The sequence below is a fragment of the Geomesophilobacter sediminis genome (genome assembly GCF_016458275.1).
In the GTDB taxonomy this organism is placed as follows: Bacteria; Desulfobacterota; Desulfuromonadia; order Geobacterales; family Geobacteraceae; genus Geomesophilobacter; species Geomesophilobacter sediminis.
Genome location: NZ_JAEMHM010000007.1, coordinates 231,682 through 256,509, shown reverse-complemented (window position 1 = coordinate 256,509; position 24,828 = coordinate 231,682). Strand labels below are relative to the sequence as shown.

The window sequence follows — 24,828 nt, the reverse complement described above, 5'->3', positions numbered from 1 at the left end:
ATTTCGGGTGCATGGAGCGCCGTTTAATTAGGCAATCGGGCTGTAACTTACTGCCGCGGCCGCGGCGTGATGCCACTGCCGAAGGGAAGCTGTCTCAAGTTGAATTCCGGATAGGCGGCAACGGCAATTTCGTGCTGGTCCAGCCCCTCCCGCTCCACGTCGCTCGCCACCCGCATTCCGATGAAACGGTCGAGCAGCCGGAAAAACAGGTAGGCGGCAAAAAAGACGAAAATGACATCGATGGCCACCCCCACGCATTGGGCAGCGAGCTGGCCGCCGTCGCCGTAGAAGAGCCCGCGCACGTTCCCTTTGACCCCGTTGAGCCCGCCACCGTAACTCCCGTCCGCAAAGAGCCCCAAGGCCACCGCTCCCCAGGCACCGCCGAGGCCGTGCACCGAGATGGCACCGACCGGGTCGTCCACCCTGAGGGTCCGTTCGACAAAGATGATCGAGATACAGCAGAGGACCCCGGCGGCCGAGCCGATCACCACGCTTGCGAAGGGAGTCACGAAAGCGCAGGGGGCCGTCACCGCCACGAGCCCCGCCAGCAGTCCGTTGGCACTCATGGTCAGATCCGGCTTGCCGTATTTTACCCACATGAAAAGCATCGCGACGAATCCGCCGGCGGCGCTGGCCAGCATGGTGTTGACGGCGACGACCCCGATGCGCAAATCCGAGGCAGCGAGGGTCGAGCCCGCGGTGAAGCCGAACCAGCCGAAGGCCAGGATCAGGGTACCGACGATCGCCATCGGGATGTGGTGGCCGGGGATCGGGTTGGGAGACCCGTCCTTGTTGAATTTTCCGAGACGCGGTCCGAGCACCTTGGCACCGGCCAGGGCAACCACCCCGCCGGTGAGATGCACCACCGACGAGCCGGCAAAATCAACAAAGCCATGTCCAAGGTTGAAATTGGCCCCCAGCTGGGAAAGCCAGCCGCCTCCCCAGACCCAGTTGGCGAAGAGGGGATAGAGCAAGCCGCACATGAAAAAGCCGTAGGCGACGAAGGCAGAGAACTTGAGCCGCTCGGTCATGGCGCCGGTGGGGATGGTCGCGGCGGTATTCATGAAGACCGCCTGGAACAAAAAGGCGACGCAGACCGCCGGATCGAGGCTCGGCCCGCCGAGGAAAAACCCTTTCGCGCCGAACAGCCCGAAGGCTTTACCGAACAGGTGGACGGTGACTTCGCAGTTCAGGCCGCTCCCCCCACCGAGGGTGGGAAAACCACCCAGCCCCCCCGTCTGGAGCGCATAACCGCAGACCCAATAGGCCAGGAGCCCGATGCAGTAGATCATGAGGTTCATCGCCATGGTATGGCTGGCATTTTTGGCCCGGCAGAAACCGGTTTCCACCATGGCGAATCCGGCCTGCAGGAACATGACCAGGAAACCGCAGATCAGGGTCCAGGCGAGGTTAAGGGCGATCCGGAGCTGAGCTGCGGAGCCGGCTGCTTCGGACGCCAGGGCCCGGTCCGAAATCCGGTCGGCGGCGGTGCCGCCGCTCGGCAGGGCAACCGGCGCCGGCGCGGGAGCATCGGCCTTGGCACCGGTCGCCGCGGCCGGCGTATGAGCGGGCGACATCGACAACGGCGCTACGGTTGCGGAAGCGGCGGCCTGGTTCGACTCGGCCGGGAAGGCCGGAGCGGAAACGGAAAGCGCCAGGACCGCAAGCAATAGGGCGATGTAGCTATTGAATTTCCTAGTCACAGCAGATCTCCTTTTCGATACGCCACCTGCCGCGTTGCAGGTGACGCAGAAAGGTCCGGTTTTGGAGCAGCGGCAAAACAAAGGCACCAGGTCACGTAGGTGACGAGGCGCCTTTGCCTGCCTGATTTTCCGGACACGACGTTGTGTCAGTGGATATTGGGTCAGTGGGTAATTTGATGCAGTCCACCCGCCCGACGGGCGCAGGTTGCGTGGCACGGCTTCATCGTGAAACGCAACGGCTTACCGCGGGAAGGTCGGGTTTCGTCCCTCGACGCGACCTGCGGACTCTTTCACTGTCGATCACGATCCATACTGGATCACCGCTCCGCCGGCCACGATGATCCCCAGGCCGACCCAGGTCGAGACGGGGACCGTTTCCTGGAATACGAAACGGCCCGCCAGGATGCTGACGACGGCGAAGACCGCCACGTAAACGCCGAGAAGCTTTGAGAAATCCCACTTCACGGTGTTGACGACGACCCCGTAGCAACCGAGCATGAGGAACCCGCCGACGATCAGCCAGAGCAGGCTCCCCCGGAGCCCCTTCCGAATGACGGCATCCCCGCCGACTTCAAGGGCGGCGGCAGCTATGAAAACGATCCAGGCAAAAGCAGTCATTTTATGTTTCCTTTCAATCTGTGGCAGCGGGGCGACCTCAAAGCCCGGCATCCGGCCGGTGCCGCAGGCTGCGCCGCTGCATAATCCGGTGCGCCCACCGATCTGACACCCCGCGGCATCGTTTCTTGACCGTTGAGCTAGTGGGCCGGCCCCCGCTGCAGGATCAGGAAGAGGAAGAGAAGAAAGACCAGGGTCACCACGACAGCGCCTACCGCGGTCCACATGATTTTCCTCCCCCCGTTCTTCCACGGCGACGGCGCCTTCAGCCGGTCGCAGCGACCGGTGAGCTGGACCGCCTCCAGGTGCTCCAGTTCATGCCGCATGGTCGCTACCGAGTCGTAGCGGTGCTTGGGCTCCCGCTCCATGGCGTGGAGAATCACCTCTTCGAGCTGCGGCGAGACCTTCGGGTTGCGCTTACGGGGCGCTACCGGGTCCCCGGTCACCCGTGCGTTCATGATCACGAACATGTTCTCGCTTTCGCCCGAGAACGGGGTAACCCCCACCACCATCTCGTAGAGCATGGCGCCGGCGCTGTAGATGTCGGTCCGCTCGTCGCCCCGCTTCCCCTTCACCTGCTCCGGTGCCATGTAGTCCGGGGTCCCGACCGCCGGGGTGAACCCGGCGAAGGTCACCCGCCGTCCCTCGGCGGCCTTGGCGATCCCGAAATCCATGATCCGGATGGTGCCGTCAAAACAGATCATGATGTTCTGCGGCTTCAGGTCCCGGTGGATAACCCCATGCTCGTGCATGTGCGCGAGCGCTTCGCAGATTCGGCCGGCCAGCTTGACCGCATCTTTTTCCGGCAGCGGCCGCACGCTGTTCAGAAGGTGGGCGAGGGTGTAGCCGCGCAGGTACTCGGTTACGATGTAGGGCCGGCTGCGGAATTCGACCGGGACGAACTTCAGTATGTACGGGTGGTTGAGGAGGAACCCGATCTCCTCCTCCCGCTCGAATCGGGAGTAAAAGCCCGGATCGCTCTCGAATTCCATGAAGGGGACCTTGACCGCCACGTCCTCGCGGGTAAGGAGGTCGGTCGCCTTGAAAATGGTCGCCATCCCGGATCGGCTGATGGTCTCGGTAATGAAGAACCGTTCGTCCAGGGTCTGCCCGGGCTGAATTTCGTACCCCTTCGGGGCCGGAGGCGGTTCGTGGTAAACCGGGAGCCCCCGGTAGTAGGACTTCTTCTCTACCTCGTTGATCTGCAGCACCTGGACCGAGAGGTTATCGTCGGTGCCGTGCTGCTCGGCGAGGGCCACCAGTTGGCGGCAGGCCTGGGCCGGCGACAGGCGCATCACGATTTCGGCGATCTCGGCGTCGGCCACGTGGGCGTAGAGCCCGTCGGAGCAAAGCACCACCCGGTCCCCCTTGAAGACCGTGGACTGCTCCACGTCGAGGCGGATCATCGGGTCCTGACCGACGCTTCGGGTGAGTACCGAGCGGTGCTCGCTGGTTTTCGCGTCCTGCTCCGAGATGAGCCCGAACTTCTGCTGCATCCCGACGTAGGAATGATCCGTGGAGAGCTGCTTGATCTCTCCCTTACGCACCAGGTAGACCCGGGAATCCCCCACGTTACCCACCACGATCTCGTCATCGCGCAGGATTACCAGGCAAAGGGTGGTCGCCATCGGCGAGCGCCCGTGGTTTTCCATGGCGCGGTCGTACACGGCGAGATTTGCCGCGTTGAACATCTGGGTCAATAGCTGCTGAGGAGTCTTCTCGGCGGTCTCGCTGCGAAACGTAGCCAGTGCCGTCTCCACCGCAAGCCGGCTGGCCACCTCGCCGCGGTCCAGCCCCCCGACCCCGTCGGCCAGGGCGGCAACCGCACCATGCGAGCGTTTCTCCTCGATCACCTGCGGCTGCCAAAACCCGACGAAATCCTCGTTGTTTTCGCGCACCGGTCCCGGTGATGATAATTCGGCGTAAGTCACTTCCATAGTGTCAGCACCTTAGCATGTTTGCCGTGAGGAAGAAAAGCGCCGGGAGTGCCAAGGACGGCCGCCCGAAGACGGCCGTCCTGGCAAAGGATACCCGGCGCGGCGCTGAGCCTATAACGAGCTCGTGGAAGGCTTGGCGGTAAGGATGACTTCCTTGCCCGCCTTCTTGCTGCTCTTGAGGAAGTAGATCGCTCCGTAGAGACCCCAGACGGCGCAGACCCCCAGGGCGATGAACGGCTCCTTCCAACTCATCCCGGCCACGGTGAACGGACCGACGATGTAGAAGAGCATGATGGCCAGGTTGGCCAAAAGACCTGCCACCGGGATGACCACGTGCTTGAAGCCGTTGAAGCTATGGTGCTCCTTGAAGGCGACCATCGCGATGACGCAGGTGATCATGTAGAGGAGGAAGGTGCCGAAGTTGCTCACCAGGGTCATGATCAGCAGGGTGTTGGGGAGCTTGGTGTACATCTCCGGGGAGAAAATCCCGAAGGCGTACCAGATGTTGTGCTTGTCCAGGGCGGCCGGTGCGGCGGACTGCCCCCCCATGTAGACCGAGACGGTCACGATGCCGATGATGGCCGAGATGGCGGCGAGAGCCCAGATCGCCTTGTAGGGGGACATGGTCTTGCCGTGCAAAAGCCCGAAGTGCGAGGGAACCTCCTCGTCGCGCCCCATGGCGTAGGTGACGCGGGCGCCGGTGGAGAGGCAGGAAAGGGTGGTGCCGATCAGGGCGAGGAAGACGGTGAAGGCCTGGACCAGCATGAAGGCCTTGCCGGCCGCGGCGGAGCCGAAGAGCCAGGTCCCGGTGATGAGCATCATGTCCCCAAGCGGAGCGCCGGAGGCGCCGGCCATCGGCATGGTGTAGCCGTTGTGCAGCATGTAGTTGGCCGCGAAGTACTCGATCAGGTAGCAGACCGCGCCCTGGATCACCAGCGAGAGAAGCACCGCGCGGGGAACGTCTTTTTTCGGGTTCTTCGCCTCATCGGCCATGGCGGTAACGGTTTCGAAACCGACCAGGATGAGGATCGCGATCGCGGCCTGGATGAAGATGAAGTTGAAGCTGTGCGGGGCGACGACGGATGCCGCGGTCGCGTGATAGTTGAAGGTGGTATTGCCTTTGTCGTCCTTGGTGATGGCCCCTTCCGGAGAGTAGTCCACCTTGAAGGGAGCGGCCAATTTCAGATCTTTTACCGGCTTGCCGTCCTTGTCGGCCGCAACCGGTTCGCCGGTCTTCTCGTCCTTCATGTCCTGCATCTGGTAGACCGGTTTGCCGTCCTTGTCCAGGCTGGGCTTCCCGTCCACCAGGACCGGGGTCGGGTTTCCCTTGTCGTCCTTCACCACTTCCTGGGCCACCTGGTAGGTGACCGCGACTCCGTTGGAAAGGTGGTAGCCGGTGGAGCCCTGCGGATGCTGGGAGCGGTAGCCGATCGCGATGACCGAGAAGACGAGCAGTGCGGAGATCTGGACGATGTTGATCACGACGTTGACTGCCGTGGTGCCGGTGACCCCGCGGAAGGCGATGTAGGCGACCGCGAAGGCGAAGATGACGCAGAAGATTGCCATGAAGAGCGGGCTGTTATAGGTACCGCTGAAAGTATCGGGGAAAAACTGCTGCAGGAGGAAGTTCGCGAGGATGGCGGTTACCCCCACCATGACGCCGGGGTAGACCCAGTAGTAAAGATGGCTCGCCCAGCCGGTGATGAACTTGGCCAGTCGGGCGAACTTGAAGGCTTTGGTCTTGGAGAGGAAGGCCTGCTCGGCGTACAGGTAGGAGGAACCGGGGCCGGGGTAGAGCTTGGAGAGCTCGGCATAGCTGTAGGCCGTAGCGAGACAGAGAAGCAGGGCGAAAAGAATCCCGAACCACATTGCGCTACCAGCCATCGGTGCGCCGTACAAAGACTGCATCTGGAAAGTCAACCACAGGAACGCGCCCGGGGCGATCAGCGCCATTGCGTTCATCGTCAGGCCGGTAAGGCCCAGCGTGCCCCTTGTTTCTTCTTGTTGTGCCATTTTCATATCTCCTTTGAAATCTAGGCTCGGCAAGGCATCGATGCCCTGCTCAGTAACTCCCCTAATCAACTACTGCCCGTAGTCACCTGCTGCCTTGCCCTCCTTTGAAAAAGATTTTTGGCGTAAAAAAAACAAAAAGGCGCCTTCCACCATCTGCTGAGATGCGGTGAAAGGCGCCTTTGCCTGTATGCGTTGGTCTTCAATGACTCCCGGGGTCACACCATCGTGCCCGGCGCCCATCGTATTGCAGTAGCCATGCCAGCGTTCGACACACCTCCGTAACACAGCAAACACGGGGCACGGGCCACATCCTTACGGAATCGTAAGTTGGAAAATGCTTATAAAATGTTGCTGCCCTGACTATAAATTAGGCAGCCGGGGGGATCATTGGCCGGCGGTGGGGGGATAGGGGGAGGATACTGCTTGGGGTGGGGCGGAAGTGGCTGCAGCACCGAACATGGCGGCGATCTGGTCGGGGAGGACGGGGTGGCTGAAGAGATAGCCCTGGAAGATGTCGCAGGAATTGCCGCGGAGAAATTCGAGCTGCTCCTGGGTCTCCACACCTTCGGCCACCACCTGCAGCTTCATGGTATGGGCCATTTCGATGGTGGCCAGGGTGATGGCGGCGTCGTCGGGATCGGTGATGATGTCGTCGATGAAGGTGCGGTCGATCTTGAGCACGTCCAGCGGGAAGCGTTTCAGATAGGAGAGCGAGGAGAAGCCGGTGCCGAAATCGTCGATGGCCAGCCGCACCCCCATCTGCTTTAAAGCGGTGAGCATCTTCACCGTCTTCTCGGTATGCGCCATGAGCACCCCTTCGGTCAGCTCCAGCTCCAGGTGCCCCGGGTCCATTCCGGTCTCGCTGAGCACCCGGGTGACCGTTCCCAAAAGATCGTAGCGGGCGAAGTGCTGTCCGGAGACGTTCACCGCCAGGGTGAGCGGGGGGAGCCCCGCCTCCATCCAGAGCCGGTGCTGGCGGCAGGACTCGCCGAGCACCCATTCGTCGATCTGGATCACCAGGCCGATTTCCTCCGCCAGCGGGAGAAACCGCGCCGGCTCGACCACGCCGAGCTCCGGGTTGTTCCAGCGCACCAGCGCCTCCACCCCGATGACGGTACCGGTGCGGCTGGAGATCTGCGGCTGATAGTAGACGGTGAACTCCTGGTTCTTGAGCGCCTTGTGCAGCTTGCTTTCCAGGATGATCCGCTCCAGGGCGCGCGAGTTCATCGACTCGTCGTAGATCTGGTAGCCGTTTCTCCCCTCCTCCTTGGCCTGGTACATGGCGCCGTCGGCGTTTCGGATCAGGTCCGAGGCGGAGGTCGCGTCGAAGGGATAGAGGCTGATCCCGATGCTGGTGGAGACGAAGACCTCCCTCCCCTCAAGGGAGTACGGCATCGAGATCACCTCCAGGATGCGCCGCGCCACCTTGGCCACGTCCTGAAAGTGCTCGATGTCCGACAACAAGATGGTGAATTCGTCCCCCCCCAGCCGTGAAACCAGCGACCCCGGGAGATCCCCCTCGGCGGTGGCGAGGCAGTCGCTGCGCCTCACGCAGTGCTGCAGACGGTCGGCGACATCCTGCAAAAGCTTGTCCCCTACCCCGTGCCCCATGGTGTCGTTCACCAGTTTGAAGCGGTCCAGGTCGAGATAGAGCACGGCCAGCATCCGGTCGTTGCGGTTGGCGTAGACGATGGCCTGTTCGAGCTGCTGCAGGAAGAACCGGCGGTTGGGGAGCCCGGTCAGGGCGTCGTAGTAGGCAAGGAGCCGGATCTGCTCCTCGGCGCGCTTGCGCTCGGTGATGTCCTGGATGGTGCCGGTAAGCCGGATCGGGCGGGCGTCCTCGTCCACCACGGTCACGAGCTCGGCGTGGAGGGTACGCTCCACCGCGTCGGCGAGCAGGATGCGGTAGTCGAAGGACAAGGGGATCTTCTTTTCTACGGCCTCGTCGATCGAACCCTGCACGAAGGCGCGGTCCAGCTGGTGTACCGAGTCGAGGATCGGGTTGGCGGTCCGTTCCCCGTCGACGCAGCAGATGTTGTAGACCTCGTCGGAGCAGTGGATGTCCCCGGTGGTGAGATCCCACTCCCAGCTCCCGATGTGGGCGAGGCTTTGGGCATGGGCCAGCACCGCCTTGCTCTCCTTGAGCTGCTCGAAGGCGTTGCTCGCCCTGAGGATGTAGCTCACCCGGTAGCGCAGGATGTGCCAGTTGATCGGCTTGGTGATGAAATCGGTGGCGCCGGCCTCGTAGGCGCGGTCGATCGACTCCAGGTCGTTGAGCCCGGTCATCATCAGGATCGGGGTGTCGCGCCCCGGCTCGGTGCGCCGGATCGCGCTGCAGACCGAGAAGCCGTCCATCCCCGGCATCATGACGTCCAAAAGGACGATGTCGGGGACGAGGTTCTGGAATAGCTCCAGGGCCTCCGCGCCGCTTTGGACGTCGCGCACCGCAAAGCCGGACGGCTCCAGCGATTCGCGGGTCAAAAGCCTGATGTAGAGGTCGTCGTCGGCCACCATCACCAAGGGGGCGCTCCTTTTCATCTTGCGGATCATAGCCCCCCTCCCATCAGCGCGTTGCGGACGGTCCGGTACTCCTCTTCGGCGCGCTGTAAAAGCGGCAGGGCCCCCTCGGTGGACCCGCTGCGCCCGAGCGCCTCGAGCTCGTCGCAGACCCCGGCCAGCTTGACGGCGCCCAGGTTGGCGCTGCTCGACTTGAAGCTGTGCGCGGCGACCTTGAGCATCATCGGGTCCTTGCCGGATTCCGCCTCGCGCATCGTCTGCAAAAGCGTCGGGGTGCTGGTCAGGTACAGATCGACCACCTTGCGCAGGATCTCCAGCCCGCGGGTGCCGGAGAGGCTCTGGATCATGGCCAGCGCCTGGGGCATTTCGTCGGGGACCGCTACGGCGGCCGGGGCGGGCGGCTGGGCCGGGGCACCGACCAGGTGCTTGCACAAAAGCTGGGCCAGCGCCTCGCGAGCGAAGGGCTTGGAGAGGTAGTCATCGGCCCCGGCCTTCAGGCACGCCTCCCGGTCCCCCTTCATCGCATACGCGGTGAGCGCGATGATCGGGAGCCTCGGCTCCTCCGGGTCTTCCCCCTCCCGGATCAGGCGGGTCGCCTCCAGGCCATCCATCTCCGGCATCTGGGTGTCCATGAGGACCACGTCGTAGCGGGTCTGACAGACCATCGCCAGCGCCTGCACCCCGTTCACCGCCACCTCCACCCGGCAGCCGAAGCTCTCCAGCATGCCGCGCCCGACCTCCTGGTTCACCTCGTTATCCTCGACCAAAAGGACCAGCGGGATCGCCCCGTCGGCGGTCTGCAACAGGGAGGCATCCTCCTGCCAGGGCTCCATCCCCAGCGACCGGACCAGGGCCTGGTAGAGCGGCGTCTGGCGCACCGGCCGCTGCAGCACCCCGGCCACAGTATCATCCCGCTCCGGCTCCTGGTCCGGATCGGCCAAAAGCACCACCGCCAGGGACCGGGCCGCCGGGTGGGTGCGCAGCGCGCGGGCGAGTTCGCTCCCCCGGGCATCGGGGAGGCGGCAACTCACCAGGGCGACGTCGAAGGGTGCCGCCACCACCTTACGCAGGGCTTCGCGGGCATCCCCGGCAACCACGGTCTCCATGCCCCAGGAGGAGGCCAGGCGGCAGATCGGATCGCTTCCGGACGGCTCCACGACGAGAAGACTCTTGCCGCGCAGGGCGTTGAAGGCGTGCGACGGCGCGGTCTCCTGCTGATCCTGAAGTTCCAGGCGGGCGGTGAAACTGAAGGTGGATCCCTTCCCCGGTTGGCTGGAGACGGAAATCGTCCCCCCCATCAGCTCGCTCAACTGCCGGGCGATGGCCAGCCCCAGGCCGGTTCCCCCGTAGCGGCGGGTGATGGTCTGGTCCGCCTGGGAGAACTGCTCGAAGATATGCTCCTGGGCCTCCGGTTCGATGCCGATCCCGGTATCCTGCACGGTGATCCGGATCAGGGCCGGCTCCTGCTCCAGGGTCGCCTCCAGGCGCACCTTGCCTTGCTGGGTGAATTTCACCGCGTTGGCCAGGAGGTTCACCATGATCTGGCGCAACCGGACCGGGTCCCCCTGCACCATACGGGGAAGCCCGGGATCCACGGAGGCGAAGAGTGCCAGTCCCTTTTTCTGGGCGTCTTCGGCCAGAAGTTCCACCGCCTCGTGCACCGTGTCGTGCAGGTCGAACGGGATCGTCTCCAGCTCCATCCGCCCCGCCTCGATCTTGGAGAAGTCGAGGATGCTGTTGATGATGGAGAGGAGCGCCTCCCCGGAGTGGCGCACCGTATCGACGTAGCGCGCCTGCTCGGTGGTGAGGTCGGTGTTGAGCAAAAGCTCGGTCATCCCCAGCACCCCGTACATCGGAGTCCGGATCTCGTGGCTCATCTGGGCCAGAAAATCCGACTTGGCCCGGCTCGCCGCCTGGGCGGTCTCCATGGAGAGCTGCACCTCGTCGAGGCTCGCGGCGAGTTGTCCGTTCACCTCGGAGAGCTCCCGGGTCCGCTCCTCCACCTCGATCTCCAGCTCCATGCGGTGCAGCGCGAGCCGTTCGTCCCGCACCGAGATCTCCTCCAGCATGTTGTTGAAGCAATCGAAAAGAAGACCGACCTCGTCGTCGCTCCAGCGGGAGACCCGCACCTTGTAATCCTGGCGGCGCGAAACGATCCCCATCTTGTGGGTGAGGTGGACGATGGGGGCCAGGATGAGCCGGTCGAAGCGGGAGCGGAACTGGCGTCCCAAAAGGAACAGGCCGCCGAGGAAGCAGCCGGTGACCGCGAGACAGTAGGTGAGCGTGGCGCAAAAGGGAGCGGCGGAGGGATGCAGGATGAGGCGATAGGCGCCGGAAGGAACGCGGAGGGAAACCGACCGGTCCGGCAGCCAGTCGGAAAGAAGCGGCTCCCACACCCCCTGCCGCGGCACCAGCGAGACGGCCAGGAGCCGGCCGGTGGAGGAGCGGAGTTCGACCCGGGCCAGGCGGTGCTGGGTCGTCAGTCGGGCGAGGTCGTTGCGTAACCGGGGAAGATCGGGCGGTGGAGATGCGGCAATCTGCAGCTCGATGGCCCGGGCCAGGCTATCCAGGGCGAGCCGCTGCTCGTCGAGAGAAACCGTGAGGGCACAGGAAATGAAGCTGATGGCTGCCGCGACGACAAGAGCGGCGTTGCCGGCGAGGAGTACCGTCATCAGCTTTCCTTTGACTGAGGAATCAAGGGACGTCCGACGCATCTCAGCACCCCCCGCAGCGACAGGAGTGGGATTGGCGCTTTACCGTCCCTTCCGGGGCGGAAAAACAAGTTAGAACTTTACAATAAGAGGTCTTTTATTTCAAGAAAGGTACCGGCGGAGGGCAAGAGAGACAAAGTTGCCGATGATGCGGCGGGAATCGGCGTCGTAGGCGGCGCGACCGACCTCGTACTGGCGGACCAGGTCCGGTTCGGGAGGGGGGAATTCGCTCCAGCAGGAGACGATGTCGCGATCCACCTCGGGATGGAACTGCACCGCATAGGCAGTTGCGCCGTAGCGAAAGGCCTGCACCGGGCAGGCGGCGGAGTGGGCCAGGAGAGTGGCCGAGGGGGGGAGGGTGAAGCTGTCGTTGTGCATTTGGAAGGTGGTGAACGTTTCGGCAAGACCGGCGAAGAGCGGATCCCCCGCTCCGGCCTCGGTGAGGGTCACCGAGTGGATCCCCTTCTCGCCGTGGGACGAAGGCGAACTGACCGTCCCCCCCAGGACCTGGGCCAGGAGTTGCCCGCCGAGGCAGATCCCGAACAGGGGGACCTGCCGGTCCACGCACTCCCGCATCAGGCTGCGCACCCGGTCCAGGTAGGGAAAGCGTTCGGTGGCATAGACGCTCATCTCGCCGCCGAGGACGATCACCCCTTGGAAACGGGTCGGATCGGGGAATGCGAGGTCATCGTAGCCGGCGACGACGCGAAAGCTGGCCGCGCGCGCCTCGATGATCGGAGCACAGCTGCCGGCCGGACAGTGAGGATCATTCTGAACGATCAAAAACATGCGGACTCCCTATGCCACCGGCGCCGTCTCGTCGCAGCGAAAACCGTCCCATCGCCGGCCAGGGCGTTTCCCCGGTGGGAGCGCCTTTCCAGGCGCGATTAAGCCTGAAGACAATTCCCTCTCCCGGAGGGGGAGGGAGCCAAGACAAGTAGGAGCGACATCTCTGTCGCGATCACGGTCTGTCTATCGCGTCGGAAAAGGTTCTCCCACCGGCTTGGCGCTTGCCCCGACCAACCACCTACCTCCCTGCGCAGAAGCCACCCGGTTTAAATACAAAAGGGGCGGATCGCTCCGCCCCTTTGCGTAGGTACTTCAAACGTTCCGGGAAGCAGCGGAACCTTCTAGGCCTTGGGGCGCAGCCCCTCGGCGACGATCTCGGCGATGTCGCGCACTCGGACCTCGGGTTTGCCGCGGTCCTTGAGCCCATCCTCGAACATGGTCATGCAATAGGGGCAGGCAACGCAGACGGTGTCCGGGCTCTGCTTGAGGGTTTCGTCCACCCGGTGGTGGTTCACGCGGTCCCCCTGGTGCTCCTCCATCCACATCCGGCCGCCGCCGGCGCCACAGCAGAAGGAGTTATCGCGGTTGCGCTCCATCTCGGCCGGGGCCTTGCCGGTGGCAGCGGCAACGACCGCCCGCGGGGCATCGTATACCTTGTTGTGCCGCCCCAGGTAGCAGGGATCGTGGTAGGCGACCTTGCCCAGCTCCTTGGCCCCGTCGTGCAGCTTGATCCTGCCGGCCTCAAGCAGGGACTCGATCAGCTCGGAGTGGTGCACCACCTCGAGATCCAGGCCGTACTGGCGATAATCGTTTTTCAGCGTATTCAGGCAGTGCGGGCAAAGGACGATGACCTTCTTCACCCCGCGCTCGGTGAAAAGGGCGGCATTTTCCTTGGCCATCTTGTCGAACAGGTACTCGTTACCCAGCCGGCGCAGGCTGTCGCCGCAGCACTTCTCGTCCTTACCCAGGATCCCCCAGGAGATCCCCGCCGCGTTGAGCACGGTGGCCAGGGCGACGGTGACGTGCTTGGTGCGGGAATCGAAGGAGCCGGCGCAGCCGACGTAGAGGAGGTACTCGGTCTGCCCCGCCTCGAAGCGCTGCACGTCCATGGGGCCGTGCCACTTGGTCCGCTCGCTGGGTGCGATCCCCCACGGGTTGGAACGCTGCTCCATGTTCTCGAAAAGGTTCAGGAGTTCTTCGGGGAAGCGGGCCTCGGTCTCGACCAGGTGGCGGCGCATCTTGACGATCTTGGGCATCTGCTCGATGAGGACCGGGCAGACCTCCATGCAGGCGCCGCAGGTGGTGCAGGACCAGATCGCGTCTTCGGTGTTGGTCCCCTCTCCTTCCGCGCCGATCAGCGGCAGGTGCGGCTTTTTCCCGGCGGCGAGGTCGTCGGCATTCTCCATCAGGTTCATCTTGATGGCATGCACGATCTGGCGCGGGTTGAGCGGTTTGCCCGTGTTGTTGGCCGGGCAGGCATCCTGGCAGCGGCCGCACTCGGTGCAGCTGAAGCCGTCGAAAAGATCCTTCCAGGTGAACCCGTCCACCTGCCCCACCCCGAAGGTCTCACCTTTCTCGAAACGCTCCCGCGGCTGGGTGTTCGGCTGCTCGAGGCTGCCGAAGTAGCAGTTGGGAATCGCGGTGATGATATGCATGTGCTTGCTGCGGGGCAAAAGGCAGATGAAGGCGCACAGGACCAGGGCGTGGATCCACCAGAAGAGCTCCGCCACCCCGGGGAGCTGGTTCCCGAAGGGAGCAAGGAGCGAAGCGGTAAAGCGGGAGACCGGCATGAAGGGGGCGGCCCCCGGGTCCTCACCCATGGCGAGGAGGGCGCCGTGCATCCCGAAGTAGGCGACCATCAACAGCGCGATGAAGAGCAGGATGAGGAACCCTTCCAGGCTGCGGGCCTTCACGTAGCGGCTGTCCAGGTAGTCCGGCTTGAAGAAGAGCCGCCGCGCCAGGGAAAAACAGACCGCCACCAGTGCGAAGATCGACACGAAGTCGAAGGCGAGCAGGAGCAGGTGATGGACCCCCTCCGGGAGCGCGGCCAGGCTCGCCTGCGGGATGACGCCGTTCACCAGGAACTCGGCGTTGGCCAGGGCCAGAATCATGAAGGACCAGAAGATCACGAAATGATTCAAGCCGAAGGGGCGCTGCACGACGCGCAGCTGCGCGAAGGCGTAGCGCAGCATCTCCTGGAGCCGGCGACCGGGGTGGTCGAAGCGGTCCTCGGGCTGCCCCAGGCGGACCAGGGCGAGCCGGCGGTACAGGCTGAAACAGAAGAACGCGACCGAGGCGATCAGCAGCGGTGCGAACAGCGTGGTATGTGACGTCATGCGTAACCTCTATTCAGTACAGTCAGTGATCAGTAGACAGTGACCAGGATCAGTGATCAGTGCAGGTGGCAGTACAGCGTCAAGCTCCATTCTGTTCACTGACCACTTACTCTGACTACTTTTCATCGACTACTGTCGTTACTGATTCTTCCCCTTCATTTCCTTGAGCTTGCGGGTGAAGGCCGGGACGATCTTGAAGAGGTCCCCGACGATGCCATAGGTGGCCACCTCGAAGATCGGAGCCTCCGGATCCCGGTTGATGGCGATGATCACGTCGGAGTCCTGCATCCCGACCAGGTGCTGGATCGCACCGGAGATGCCGCAGGCGATGTAGATCTTGGGACGCACCGTCTTCCCGGTCTGGCCGACCTGGCGGTCCGGCGGCATCCAGCCGGCATCGACCGCGCTGCGGGAGGCGCCGACCACCCCGCCGAGGACGTCGGCGAGTTCCTGGAGCATCGGGAAGTTTTCCGGCCCCATCAGGCCGCGTCCGCCGGAGACGATGAACTCGGCGCCGGAGATGTCGACCTTGCTCCCGCTGCCGTCCTTGAGGATCTCCAGCACCTTCACCGGGATCTCGTTCTCGGCAACGTTGACCGCCTCGCGGACGATCTCGCCGTTTGCCATCGGATCGAACTCGGGCATCGCCATCACGTGGGGACGGACGGTCGACATCTGGGGACGGTATTTGTCGCACATGATGGTCGCCATGATGTTGCCGCCGAAGGCGGGGCGGGTCTGCATCAGGTTGCGCTTGTCGTCGATCCCCAGTCCGGTGCAGTCCGCGGTGAGACCGGTCTTGAGCCGGGTGGCCACGACCCCGGCGAGGTCGCGCCCCTGGCCGGTGGCCCCCATCAGGATCACCTCGGGACGGTACTTCTCGGCGAGGGCGCAGAAGCAGCGCTCGTAAGATTTGGTGCGGTAGTGGCGCAGCACCGGCGCGTCCAGCAGGTAGACCTTTTCGGCACCGTAGCCGAACGCCTGCTTGCAGAGGTGCTCGACCTCATGCCCGAGCACCACGGCGCAGAGCTCGGTCTTGAGCGCATCGGCCAGTTCCTTCCCCTTGCCGAGGAGTTCCCAGGAAACCTTGGCGGCCTCGCCCTCGGTCTGCTCGACGAAGACCCAGACCCCGCGGTATTCGGCGAGGAGCTTCTTGATGCGGGCCTCTTCCGGGTCCTCCTCCGGCTCGTGGGTGGTGCCGGCGGCGGCGAGCTGCTCGAGGATCTTCTTCTCCTCGTCGGTGAATTCCATCACCAGCGCGCTCGCCGGGCAGACGTTGACGCATTTTTTGCAGCCGATGCAGCGGTCGAAATTGATGATCGGCTCGCCCTGCTCGTTCATCTCGACCGCGTCGACCGGGCAGGCGCTCTGGCAGCGGGCGCCGCAGGCGATGCACTTGCCCTGCAGCAGTACCGCCTTGCCGCGCGGTTTTTTGGGAGGTTTAACGTCCTGAGTCATTAACTTTCCTGTTCCAGCTGGTTTTATAGGTAACGAAAGCGTAAGGCTTACATAAGGAAACTTGCATACTTTTTACTCGATCTGCCGCCGGTGCAGATGCTATCGTGCAACCTGCGACTGCTCATCGCTCACTGCCTAGACGGTGAGCAGGTCCTTCTCCAGCATCTTCTGGATCAGGAGGTCCGCCGCCCCTTCCGGGTCGTTGACGCCGTCGCCGACGATCTCCCCTTTGTCGCGCTCCGGAGAGAAGATCCGGCTCACCCAGGTCGGGGACCCCTTCAGCCCGATCTCCTCGACGTTGAGCTTGAGCACCTTGTTGTCCCAGACCTGCACCTCGGCCTCCTGTGAGGCAAGCCGCATCGGGACCGACGGGTAGCGGGGACGGTTCAACTCGCGCACCACGGTCAAAAGGACCGGCAGCGGCGCTTCGACGATTTCGTGGCGCCCTTCGAGCTTGCGGCGGACGCGGATGGTGCGCCCCTTCTGATCGAAGGCTTCGACGCGGTCCACCAGGGTCAGCTGTTCGAGGTCCAGGCGGGTCGCGATCCCCGGGCCAACCTGGGCGGTGTCGCCGTCGATGGTCTGCTTGCCGCAGATCACCACCCCGACCTCCTCCTCGGCGCTCAACCGTTCGATGGCCGCCGCGAGCACCCGGCTGGTGGCGAGGGTGTCGGCGCCGCCGAAGGCACGGTCGGAAAGCAGGATCGCCTGGTCCACGCCCCAGGCGAGTGCGCGGCGCAGGGTCGCTTCGGCGTTCGGGGGCCCCATCGAGATCGCGGCCACCCGGAACCCGAACTCGTCTTTGAGCCTGAGCGCCGCTTCCACTGCATGAGTGTCATAGGGGTTGACGATGAACGGGATTCCTTCCCGGACCAGCGTGTTCGTTACCGGGTCGATCTGAACTTGAGTGGTGTCAGGCACCTGTTTTATACATGCAACAACAAGCATTTGAGGAACCTCGTCCTAAATAAGTAAGCTAATACTGTAATTAAATAAGCAAAGTTGTACTGTAATCATACTAGATAAATTGCATACAGTATACTTTGACCTAAGTCAAAAAAGCAACTGGTATGAGCAGCAAAATGGTGTTTTTTTGGCCGAAACGCCCACCGTTCCTGAGTTGATGGCTGGCAAATCGGCTTTATCGATCGGTGACAATTCACCAGCGTTGCATTTTTCTGACGCGCTGGTTACTATAGAGCGTTCCATACCTGAGCCCTTCCGGCGGAGATAGATGTCCGACAAGCATATAGAAAAATCACTTCTCTACCTCGTCTTCCTCTCTATCGTGCTCCATGTGGCTGCCTACAGCGTCTTTTCTCTCCTGCCGCCCGAAAAGCCGAAGGTCCCCAAAGACGCCACGATGATCGAACTGACGGACCTTCCGCCGCCGCTGCCGAACGCGAAGGACCTCAAGGCCAAGGAGCAGCCGAAACCCAAGCCGGAACCGAAACCGGAGCCCCCCAAGCCGAAGCCCAAGCCGAAACCGGAACCGCCTCCCAAACCGAAGGTTCTTCCCAAGCCGGAGCCGCCCAAGCCGCTGCCCAAGCCGCTGCCGCTGCCCAAGCCGGTGACGCTCCCCAAGCCGCAGGCCGTGAAGCCGCCACCGCCGCTGGTCCGGCCCAAGCCGCCGGCGCCGCAGCGGACCCTGCCGCCGCAAAAACAGCTCCCCCAGTCCACGAGGGAGGCGGCGCCCAAGGCGTTCAACAAGAGCGAGCGGACGGTGGAGAGCAAAAACGCCCCCAACGTCAGGGGGAAAACGGAAGCGCCCAAGGCGGCGCGGACCCCCGGAAGGAGCGACTCCCCGTTTAGGATGTCGGAAAACGGCGGTAAGGAGATATCGCGGGGCGAGGGGCTGCTCAGGCCGCAACGGGGAGAGCAGCGCGAACTGGCGAAACTGTTCCCGAGCGCGAGGCACCTGGCGAATCTGGAGGAGGGTTACCGCAAGAGATACGAGGAGGCGGAACAGGGCGACACCCGCCTGATGGATACCGACGACCCCACCATCGGGACCTTCGCCTACCGCTTCCGGAACCTGCTGCGGGACCGGCTCAACGCGATCACCCCGTGGAACCTCGGCATCGGGAAAGGGATTACCATCCTCACCATCACCTTCAACCGGGAAGGAAACGTCGTCGACATCAGGCAACTCGAGTCGAGCGGGAACCGGGTACTCGACGAGCTTGCCGCCACCGCGTCGCGCACCGCGGGGTATCCCGGGCCGCTGCCGCGCAAGTGGGAGCACGACCAGCTCAACCTGATCTTCGTCTTCCGCGTCGGCGAAGGCGGTGTCATCACCAACCGGTGGGAGTGATGGCAATGAGCAGGTTGCCATGAGCAATGCGCAAAAGGCAAAAAGAGAGAAGGGGACTGACACCAACGGTATCAGTCCCCTTCTCTTTGAAGCTATCGAAGTTCTACCAGCAACTGCTCATTGCTCACTGCCCACCGCCTCAGTATCCCAGTCGCTCCCGCAGATACTCTTCAAAGCTCCCGTTGAACTCGTCGCGCTTGAGCGCCATGTCCACCGTCGCTTTCAGGAAACCGAGCTTGTCGCCGCAGTCGTGGTGCGTCCCTTCAAACTTGCATCCGTAGATCGGCGCAGCCTTCACCAGGGTCTTCAGCGCGTCGGTCAGTTGGATCTCCCCGCCCTTGCCCGGCTCCTGCCGCTCAAGAATCGGGAAGATCTCGGGGGTGAGAATGTAACGGCCGATGATGGCAAGATCGGACGGGGCGTCCTTCACCGCCGGTTTCTCCACCAGGTCCGACACCTGGAACACCTGGTCGGAGATGACGTTGCCGCTGACGCAGCCGTACGACGAGATATTCTGCATGGGAACCTGCTTCAGGGCCAGAACCGGGGACGCATACTGGTCGTACACGCTTAAAAGCTGGGCGAGGCAGGGAGGATGGGCATCGATGATGTCGTCGCCGAGCAGAACCGCAAACGGCTCGTCGCCGATGAACTCCTTGGCGCAGAGGATGGCGTGCCCCAGGCCCAGGGCCTGTTTCTGCCGGACGAAGAAGATCTTCGCCATCTCGGCGCTCTCCCGGACCTGGCTCAGTTCGAGATCCTTCCCCTTGTCGTAGAGAAGCGACTCCAGTTCGAAGGCGATGTCGAAGTGGTCCTCGATCGCCCTCTTGTTGCGGCCGGTCACGAAGAGGATCTGCTCGATTCCGGAGGCGACGGCTTCCTCGACGACATACTGCACCAGCGGCTTGTCGATGAGGGGAAGCATCTCCTTGGGAGTAGATTTGGTAGCCGGCAGGAATCGGGTCCCCAGACCCGCCACCGGGAAAACGGCCTTTTTAACCTTCATTACATCCCTCCAGGGGAATCAAGTATCGCGCCGGCCGTGCCGGGCGTTCCCGCATTTTATTGCAAATGCCCCCATCCCACAACCAAGGAAGCAGGAAAGAGGTCGCACCAAGGCCGCCCGACATCACGCTGAACTGCGCAGCATGCTGCACAGTTCAGCCGCGGCAATCACGTGAACCGGTTATTTCTGCTACTTCTCCGCCGAACGCTTCGCGGCTTCCAGGGTGTTGTAAAGCAACATGGTGATAGTCATCGGGCCGACGCCCCCCGGGACCGGGGTGATCGCGGAGGCGCGCTCCGCTGCGGCGGCATACTCCACGTCGCCGACCAGTTTCTTCTCGCCGACGCGGTTCACACCGACATCGATGACCACCGCCCCTTCCTTGATCCATGCCCCCTTGATCATCTCGGGAACGCCGACGGCGGCGATCAGGACGTCGGCCTGGGCGACCTTCGCGGCAAGATCACGGGTGCGCGAGTGGCACAGGGTGACCGTGGCGTTTTGCTGCAGGCACATGAAGGCGACCGGCTTGCCGACGATGTTGGAACGGCCGACCACGACCACCTCTTTGCCGGAAAGATCCACCCCGGTTTCCTTGAGCATCACCATGACGCCGTAGGGGGTGCAGGGCTGGAAGAGCGGCTTGCCGATCACGAGGCGCCCGACGTTGTACGGGTGGAAACCGTCGGCGTCCTTGAGCGGGGAGATCGCCTCGAGCACCTTTTCCGTGTTGATCTGCTTGGGGAGCGGGAGCTGGACCAGGATGCCGTGGATCTTCGGATCGTTGTTCAGCTTGTCGATGAGCTTGAGGAGCTCGGCCTCGGAGGTGGTGGCGGGGAGCTTGTATTCGTCGGAGAAGATGCCGACGTCGGCGCACGCCTTTTCCTTCATGGAGACGTAGACCTTGCTGGCCGGGTCCTCGCCGACCAGGACCACCGCCAAGCCCGGGGTGACCCCTTTTTCCTTGAGTGCCGCCGTGTCACGGGCGATCTCGCCCCGAATTTTTGCCGCAATTGCCTTGCCGTCGATGATGGTAGCTGCCATGGATCAGACTCCTTGTGCCGCGCTCCCGGCAACTGCGTGACCCCGAAGAAAGTGCGGAGGCACGCCGGTGCAAGGCTCGACCGGCCGTCATAGATAAAACTGCCTAGTTAAAATCGTGTTGCATTAAGGTGTTTACCGGCAAAAAAAACCCCCGTCACCGGGGGTTTTTCATCAGGCTGCCGAAGGGCATCCGGCGCAGCCACCGCCGCCACCCTGGCAGGGAGGGGTCGGCTTGCCGTTGCTGCTGGAGTAGCCGTCACCGTACCAGCCGCCGCCTTTCAGGGCGAAGCCGGACTGGGAGATGAGCTTTTCCACCTCGCCGCCGCAGGACGGGCAGACCGTCTCGGCGGGATCGGAGAATTTCTGGCGTTTCTCAAAGCGATTTTCGCAACTTTTGCACTGGTACTCGTAGAGCGGCATTTCTTAATCAACCTCCTGTCGGAATCTAATCCGTGATCCGACCTAAATATACGTAGCGTCCCCCCGGATTGTCAAGGGGCTAAGCGGCCGGAGTTTCGAGACTCCGGGTCATGGCGAAAAGCAGGCGGGAGCGGTAGATGATCCCGACCACCTTCTTGCCGCTGACCACCGGCACGCGCTGGAAGCGGTGTTTGAGAAAAAGATCGGCGACGTCGAACAGCCCCGCGTCCTCGGTGACCGAGATCGGCTGGTGTTCCATGATCTCGGAGACCGGCAGCGACTTGATCTTGTCGCAAAGCGCGGCGCAGCGTTCCTCGTCGGTGCCGCTGGAGGTTTTCCCCTCCATCATCGCCGTGATGACGCTCAACGGGGTGAGGATTCCGGCGAGGCTGCCGCGCTCGTTGAGCACGATCAGGCCGGGTGCGGCATTGATGAAGCTTTCGTCCCCGAAGTTGTGCTTCAAGACGGCCACGGCCTCGGCGACGGTTGTCCGGACCGAAACCGTAGGGACATCGGTTACCATTACGTCTTTTGCCTTCACTTTCGCTACTCCTTGAAGATCGTGATCAGGGTGCGGCTGTCCACACCCTGCACCTGCACTACTTTGTGTCGGGACTTCCCTCCCGACTTGATGCTCACCTTGGACTTGGCAACGCCAAGCGCCTTGGCGATCAGCTCGACGCACTGCTTGTTCGCGGCGTCCTCCACCGGAGGGGAAGTGAGACGGACGCGGAGCTCGCCGTCCTTGGGGGGGCAGATCTCGCAGCGGGACGCCCGGGGTTGGACGTGGACGTTGAAGGTTATGCCGTCTGGGGATTCGGTGACGTGTAGCGGCAGGTCATTCATCGCCAAGGGCAAGGAGCTTGTAATAGGTGTCGAGAAGGGCCTTGAAGCCGGACTCGAACTGGACCTTTTCCCGTTTCAGCTCGGCGATCTGGTTGTTGAGCCCGATGAGCTTGTTCTCCGCAGCGGCGACGATCTTCTCCCCCTTGAGCTCGGCCTCGGAGACGATGAGCTGCGCCTCCTTTTGGGCGTTCCCCTTCATCTCTTCGGAGATCTTCTGGGCGGCGAGCATGGTCTCGCGCAATTGCACCTCGCGCGCCTCCATGTCGGCAAGGGACGCCTGGTGGCGGTTCAGGCGTTCCTTGAGCTGGTCGTTTTCGCGGATCAGCTCCTCCATCTCGCGGGCGACCGTCTGCAGGAAGGCATCGACATCGTCGGCGTCCAGACCGCCGACCAGCTTTCCCTTGAACTGCTGCTGCTGGATGTCCATCGGGGTTATTTTCACGGGCCCTGCACCTTGAGCTGAGAACTGTAGGAAATGAGATAGTAGTATGCCGTGTCGAAGACGATGATCTGGACCAGGTAGATGAGCAGGAACACTACCAGGGGAGAGAGGTCGATCATGCCGGTGTTCGGCATGTAACGGCGCACCCGGTACAGGATCGGTTCGGTGACGCGGTAGATGAAGTTGACGATGGGATTGTAGGGATCGGCGTTGATCCAGGAGATGATAACCCGCGCCAGGAGGAGGTATTTATAGACGGTAAGAAGTCCGCTTGCCAGTTCGACGATCTTTGCGAGGGCAAAAAGAATATTGGCAAACAGTATCATTCAGGCACCTTTAACAGGTAATGTATGGACCACCATGCTATACAGAAATTGCGATACTTTGTCAAGAAAAGCTCCATGCTATTTCCCGTTGCCAATTCGGTAATTCCTCCCTATAATTCGGGTTTCCTTCCGACAAAGAGAACGACAAGGAAGCACAACCGTCGCTGGTGGGCGGCCCGGTCTTCAAAACCGGTGTGGGGGGTGAGAAACTTCCCAGGTGGGTTCGATTCCCATGTGCTTCCGCCAACTCAGCCCCAAGTCTGCATCTCACTGAAATTACGGCTAAATTTGCGGCACCGAAAGAATTGACCACTGTGTACCCACAAGTTGCACCACAACGGGGGTACGCAAGGTATCTTTATCGACGCCGTGGTACGTTTCATTTCCGCATCAAAATCCCGCAGGATCTCCTCCAGGCAATCCCCTCCCCCGAGCTGATCAAATCGCTGAAGACGAAGGACCGGAAGCTCGCGCAGACGGAAGTGAACCCCTACGTGCAAGAAACGCAGGAGGTTTTCACCCTCCTTCGGATCGGGGTGCTCTCACCGACCCAGGCCCAGGAGCGCCTTTACACCATACTCCAGAGGAAAACCGCTTCGGAGCTCCTACTACGACTATGGAAGTCACTCTTGCTTTGAGCAATTGAGGTTCAGGACAGACGGGCATCCCGTGCCATTACAATAACCCGTGACGGCAGGTAACCGGAAATCGCGATCCAGATCGCGGTGGCGGTCGAGGAACAGACGGCGACCATCGGCGAGATCAACAACAGCCATCAGATCACCAGTGTCGCCACCATGACCTCCGTCACCTCACACGAGGAAGCGGAGGCGGTGAACCAGCTGGCCCGACTGGCCGTAGGGCTGAAAGCAGTGGTGGAGCGGTTCCGGCTGCAGTGATGCGATGAACTCTTCCGGCGCTTTGACATCCGGTAGTGAGGAAGGGGCGGTCCATAACGGCGAGGCCCCCTCCCCTGTTATGGACGTGGTGGCCGAAAGGAAGGACCTTGGGTCCGAGGGTGACGGGGTGGTGTGGGGAAGTACGGGGATGCCCTCCGTTATTAAGGATGGCTGGGTCGAAAACAACGAGGCGCCCTGCGCCGTCGAGGAGGCGGTGGTGGATCGTCAGGGGATCTTCTCCCTTGGTAAGTAAGGGGGGGGGACCGATAGCGAACCTTTCTCCCCTGTCCGGGACGAGGCTGGGGCTAATAGCGAGGGACCCTCCGCTATCAAGGAGGTGGCGTGGGATAAATACGAGGTGTCCTCAGGTATTAAGGAGGGGATGGTCGATAAGAGCGAGGTACCCTTCGTTAGTTAAGACGGGGTGGTGGATAACAAGGAGGTGGCCTCCGTTATTACGGAAGGGGCGGTCGATAATAGCGAGGCATGGTCAGCTAATAAGGACGAGGCGTTCGATAATAACGAGATGATCTCCGATAATACGGAGCTGAGGTGGGAAAAATACGAGGCGCCATCTGCTTCTTAGGACGGTGTTGAGGTTCGCTGCTGGTTTGCGCTGTTACCGTGAGGGAGCCTTGCTGTGGGGTGGCCTCCGGTTCGGGTGAGACGACGGGCTCCATCGTGGAGCCCGTCGCCGTTTTGGGTCAGGTAACCGGTATGGTTACCGGTTTGCCCCAGGGACCGGCCCCGTCGTCCCCGATCGCTCTGCCTCGGAAGGAGTATCTGCAGAGGGAATCGAGTCCCTGGATCACGATCTTCTTGCACCCCCGATGGGGAACGGGAGCATCGTCGATCCAATTCTCCTCAACCGCGGGGTCCAGTTTGGTGAATTGGAACTGGTACCCGAAGGCGTCGGCCTGGCTGTCGGCGTTGAGCAGGGCGGCGCCTGGTTCGTCGAGGTTTATCGCCTCGAACCCGGTAAGCGCCGTCAGGGCCGCCCGACCTCCCTTCAAAGTCCTGGTGCGGCGCTCCGCGATGGGAAGGGCCGTGGTGTGCAACTGGCTTTCGTCCTCCATTGCCTGCAGTTGAACATGGAAGCCGATCCTGGTGAGCTCCTTGATGACATCCGCAAGATGCATGTTACGGGACGGGATGTTGGAGTGGTCTCTCGCGCTGGTGAGGCGGACGCTTTCCTCAAGGTTCGTACCCGCCGCGGCCAAAGGGGCGAGCGGTATATCCTTGAAGAAGGGGTGATCGGTGAGCGCCTTGATGACATCGTTTTTGAGGGCCACGGCCTCCGCGGGACCGAGCGAGGCCAGGCTGTTCAGGTTGAGCAGCGTGGGAACGGGTATCTGTGCGTTCATAGGGCACCTCCTCAGGCATTTGCTGAGCCGGCATTGGACCGGCCTTATTATTTTCGGCTTATATACCTACACTTTTCTTCCCGTCTTG

The 24,828-nt window shown here is 62.5% G+C and carries 22 protein-coding genes and 1 tRNA gene; 4 read left to right on the top strand and 19 right to left on the bottom strand.

The window, feature by feature from the left end:
• Positions 1–47: 47 nt before the first annotated feature.
• From JFN93_RS10375 to JFN93_RS10325, 11 genes are all read right to left on the bottom strand, one after another.
• Positions 48–1,703: an ammonium transporter gene (locus JFN93_RS10375; RefSeq protein WP_328753832.1), complete on the bottom strand. Its 1,656-nt coding sequence runs from the start codon at positions 1,701–1,703 to the stop codon at positions 48–50.
• A 300-nt stretch (positions 1,704–2,003) separates the two neighbouring features.
• On the bottom strand, positions 2,004–2,321 hold the full coding sequence (locus JFN93_RS10370) for a hypothetical protein (protein ID WP_199383994.1): 318 nt from the start codon (positions 2,319–2,321) through the stop codon (positions 2,004–2,006).
• Positions 2,322–2,458: 137 nt separating this feature from the next.
• Positions 2,459–4,255 carry a bifunctional protein-serine/threonine kinase/phosphatase gene (locus tag JFN93_RS10365; RefSeq protein ID WP_199383993.1) on the bottom strand — a complete coding sequence of 599 codons (1,797 nt, stop codon included), beginning with the start codon at positions 4,253–4,255 and terminating at the stop codon, positions 2,459–2,461.
• Positions 4,256–4,366: 111 nt separating this feature from the next.
• Positions 4,367–6,268 (bottom strand): APC family permease, encoded by a 1,902-nt coding sequence (locus JFN93_RS10360; RefSeq protein WP_199383992.1) that lies wholly within the window; start codon positions 6,266–6,268, stop codon positions 4,367–4,369.
• Between the two features lie 384 nt (positions 6,269–6,652).
• Positions 6,653–8,818 carry a putative bifunctional diguanylate cyclase/phosphodiesterase gene (locus tag JFN93_RS10355; RefSeq protein ID WP_199383991.1) on the bottom strand — a complete coding sequence of 722 codons (2,166 nt, stop codon included), beginning with the start codon at positions 8,816–8,818 and terminating at the stop codon, positions 6,653–6,655.
• Positions 8,815–11,457 carry a hybrid sensor histidine kinase/response regulator gene (locus JFN93_RS10350; RefSeq protein ID WP_236021630.1) on the bottom strand — a complete coding sequence of 881 codons (2,643 nt, stop codon included), beginning with the start codon at positions 11,455–11,457 and terminating at the stop codon, positions 8,815–8,817. Before JFN93_RS10350 ends, JFN93_RS10355 begins: the two co-directional genes overlap by 4 nt.
• A gap of 141 nt (positions 11,458–11,598) precedes the next feature.
• On the bottom strand, positions 11,599–12,285 hold the full coding sequence (locus tag JFN93_RS10345) for a type 1 glutamine amidotransferase (RefSeq protein WP_199383990.1): 687 nt from the start codon (positions 12,283–12,285) through the stop codon (positions 11,599–11,601).
• Positions 12,286–12,626: 341 nt separating this feature from the next.
• Positions 12,627–14,621, bottom strand: coding sequence for a (Fe-S)-binding protein (locus JFN93_RS10340; protein WP_199383989.1), 1,995 nt, complete (start codon positions 14,619–14,621; stop codon positions 12,627–12,629).
• Between the two features lie 138 nt (positions 14,622–14,759).
• A complete protein-coding gene (locus tag JFN93_RS10335; protein ID WP_199383988.1) occupies positions 14,760–16,079 on the bottom strand; it encodes an electron transfer flavoprotein subunit alpha in 1,320 nt (439 codons plus the stop codon).
• Between the two features lie 135 nt (positions 16,080–16,214).
• Positions 16,215–17,027: an electron transfer flavoprotein subunit beta/FixA family protein gene (locus tag JFN93_RS10330; protein ID WP_199383987.1), complete on the bottom strand. Its 813-nt coding sequence runs from the start codon at positions 17,025–17,027 to the stop codon at positions 16,215–16,217.
• Between the two features lie 105 nt (positions 17,028–17,132).
• Complete coding sequence (locus JFN93_RS10325) at positions 17,133–17,288, bottom strand: hypothetical protein (protein ID WP_199383986.1); 156 nt, start codon at positions 17,286–17,288, stop codon at positions 17,133–17,135.
• Positions 17,289–17,313: 25 nt separating this feature from the next.
• Between JFN93_RS10325 and JFN93_RS10320 the strand changes: the two genes are divergently transcribed.
• On the top strand, positions 17,314–18,393 hold the full coding sequence (locus JFN93_RS10320; RefSeq protein WP_199383985.1) for an energy transducer TonB family protein: 1,080 nt from the start codon (positions 17,314–17,316) through the stop codon (positions 18,391–18,393).
• A 139-nt stretch (positions 18,394–18,532) separates the two neighbouring features.
• On the opposite strand, the gene galU is transcribed toward JFN93_RS10320, so the two are convergent.
• The 7 genes from galU to JFN93_RS10285 form a co-directional block, all read right to left on the bottom strand.
• On the bottom strand, positions 18,533–19,399 hold the full coding sequence (gene galU / locus JFN93_RS10315) for a UTP--glucose-1-phosphate uridylyltransferase GalU (RefSeq protein ID WP_199383984.1): 867 nt from the start codon (positions 19,397–19,399) through the stop codon (positions 18,533–18,535).
• Between the two features lie 189 nt (positions 19,400–19,588).
• Positions 19,589–20,443: a bifunctional methylenetetrahydrofolate dehydrogenase/methenyltetrahydrofolate cyclohydrolase FolD gene (gene folD, locus JFN93_RS10310; protein WP_199383983.1), complete on the bottom strand. Its 855-nt coding sequence runs from the start codon at positions 20,441–20,443 to the stop codon at positions 19,589–19,591.
• A gap of 171 nt (positions 20,444–20,614) precedes the next feature.
• Positions 20,615–20,863, bottom strand: coding sequence for an FmdB family zinc ribbon protein (locus JFN93_RS10305; RefSeq protein ID WP_199383982.1), 249 nt, complete (start codon positions 20,861–20,863; stop codon positions 20,615–20,617).
• A 79-nt stretch (positions 20,864–20,942) separates the two neighbouring features.
• Positions 20,943–21,404, bottom strand: coding sequence for a CBS domain-containing protein (locus tag JFN93_RS10300; protein WP_199383981.1), 462 nt, complete (start codon positions 21,402–21,404; stop codon positions 20,943–20,945).
• Between the two features lie 5 nt (positions 21,405–21,409).
• Complete coding sequence (locus JFN93_RS10295; RefSeq protein ID WP_199384033.1) at positions 21,410–21,709, bottom strand: DUF167 domain-containing protein; 300 nt, start codon at positions 21,707–21,709, stop codon at positions 21,410–21,412.
• A complete protein-coding gene (locus JFN93_RS10290) occupies positions 21,702–22,151 on the bottom strand; it encodes a DivIVA domain-containing protein (protein WP_199383980.1) in 450 nt (149 codons plus the stop codon). The genes JFN93_RS10295 and JFN93_RS10290 overlap by 8 nt, the downstream gene beginning before the upstream one ends.
• Complete coding sequence (locus tag JFN93_RS10285) at positions 22,148–22,477, bottom strand: YggT family protein (RefSeq protein WP_199383979.1); 330 nt, start codon at positions 22,475–22,477, stop codon at positions 22,148–22,150. Before JFN93_RS10285 ends, JFN93_RS10290 begins: the two co-directional genes overlap by 4 nt.
• Positions 22,478–22,625: 148 nt before the next feature.
• Between JFN93_RS10285 and JFN93_RS10280 the strand changes: the two genes are divergently transcribed.
• The 3 genes from JFN93_RS10280 to JFN93_RS10275 all read left to right on the top strand — a co-directional run bounded on the left by JFN93_RS10280 (position 22,626) and on the right by JFN93_RS10275 (position 23,376).
• Positions 22,626–22,723: transfer RNA gene (locus tag JFN93_RS10280), tRNA-Sec, on the top strand.
• Between the two features lie 68 nt (positions 22,724–22,791).
• On the top strand, positions 22,792–23,115 hold the full coding sequence (locus JFN93_RS26085) for a DUF6538 domain-containing protein (RefSeq protein WP_407931880.1): 324 nt from the start codon (positions 22,792–22,794) through the stop codon (positions 23,113–23,115).
• An 87-nt stretch (positions 23,116–23,202) separates the two neighbouring features.
• Positions 23,203–23,376: a hypothetical protein gene (locus tag JFN93_RS10275; protein ID WP_199383978.1), complete on the top strand. Its 174-nt coding sequence runs from the start codon at positions 23,203–23,205 to the stop codon at positions 23,374–23,376.
• Positions 23,377–24,080: 704 nt separating this feature from the next.
• On the opposite strand, the gene JFN93_RS10270 is transcribed toward JFN93_RS10275, so the two are convergent.
• The gene (locus tag JFN93_RS10270) at positions 24,081–24,740 is read right to left on the bottom strand and encodes a hypothetical protein (RefSeq protein WP_199383977.1); all 660 of its coding nucleotides are present in this window, start codon (positions 24,738–24,740) and stop codon (positions 24,081–24,083) included.
• Positions 24,741–24,828: the final 88 nt, after the last annotated feature.

What these genes read in the sequence shown, in the direction of transcription:
- JFN93_RS10350 (WP_236021630.1), bottom strand. Translation starts at nt 11,457, where the DNA reads ATGACGGTACTCCTCGCCGGCAACGCCGCTCTTGTCGTCGCGGCAGCC.
- JFN93_RS10340 (WP_199383989.1), bottom strand. Translation starts at nt 14,621, where the DNA reads ATGACGTCACATACCACGCTGTTCGCACCGCTGCTGATCGCCTCGGTC.
- JFN93_RS10285 (WP_199383979.1), bottom strand. Translation starts at nt 22,477, where the DNA reads ATGATACTGTTTGCCAATATTCTTTTTGCCCTCGCAAAGATCGTCGAA.
- galU (WP_199383984.1), bottom strand. Translation starts at nt 19,399, where the DNA reads ATGAAGGTTAAAAAGGCCGTTTTCCCGGTGGCGGGTCTGGGGACCCGA.
- JFN93_RS10325 (WP_199383986.1), bottom strand. Translation starts at nt 17,288, where the DNA reads ATGGAACGCTCTATAGTAACCAGCGCGTCAGAAAAATGCAACGCTGGT.
- JFN93_RS10270 (WP_199383977.1), bottom strand. Translation starts at nt 24,740, where the DNA reads ATGAACGCACAGATACCCGTTCCCACGCTGCTCAACCTGAACAGCCTG.
- folD (WP_199383983.1), bottom strand. Translation starts at nt 20,443, where the DNA reads ATGGCAGCTACCATCATCGACGGCAAGGCAATTGCGGCAAAAATTCGG.
- JFN93_RS10365 (WP_199383993.1), bottom strand. Translation starts at nt 4,255, where the DNA reads ATGGAAGTGACTTACGCCGAATTATCATCACCGGGACCGGTGCGCGAA.
- JFN93_RS10320 (WP_199383985.1), top strand. Translation starts at nt 17,314, where the DNA reads ATGTCCGACAAGCATATAGAAAAATCACTTCTCTACCTCGTCTTCCTC.
- JFN93_RS10295 (WP_199384033.1), bottom strand. Translation starts at nt 21,709, where the DNA reads ATGAATGACCTGCCGCTACACGTCACCGAATCCCCAGACGGCATAACC.
- JFN93_RS10335 (WP_199383988.1), bottom strand. Translation starts at nt 16,079, where the DNA reads ATGACTCAGGACGTTAAACCTCCCAAAAAACCGCGCGGCAAGGCGGTA.
- JFN93_RS10330 (WP_199383987.1), bottom strand. Translation starts at nt 17,027, where the DNA reads ATGCTTGTTGTTGCATGTATAAAACAGGTGCCTGACACCACTCAAGTT.
- JFN93_RS10355 (WP_199383991.1), bottom strand. Translation starts at nt 8,818, where the DNA reads ATGATCCGCAAGATGAAAAGGAGCGCCCCCTTGGTGATGGTGGCCGAC.
- JFN93_RS10345 (WP_199383990.1), bottom strand. Translation starts at nt 12,285, where the DNA reads ATGTTTTTGATCGTTCAGAATGATCCTCACTGTCCGGCCGGCAGCTGT.
- JFN93_RS10305 (WP_199383982.1), bottom strand. Translation starts at nt 20,863, where the DNA reads ATGCCGCTCTACGAGTACCAGTGCAAAAGTTGCGAAAATCGCTTTGAG.
- JFN93_RS10360 (WP_199383992.1), bottom strand. Translation starts at nt 6,268, where the DNA reads ATGGCACAACAAGAAGAAACAAGGGGCACGCTGGGCCTTACCGGCCTG.
- JFN93_RS10370 (WP_199383994.1), bottom strand. Translation starts at nt 2,321, where the DNA reads ATGACTGCTTTTGCCTGGATCGTTTTCATAGCTGCCGCCGCCCTTGAA.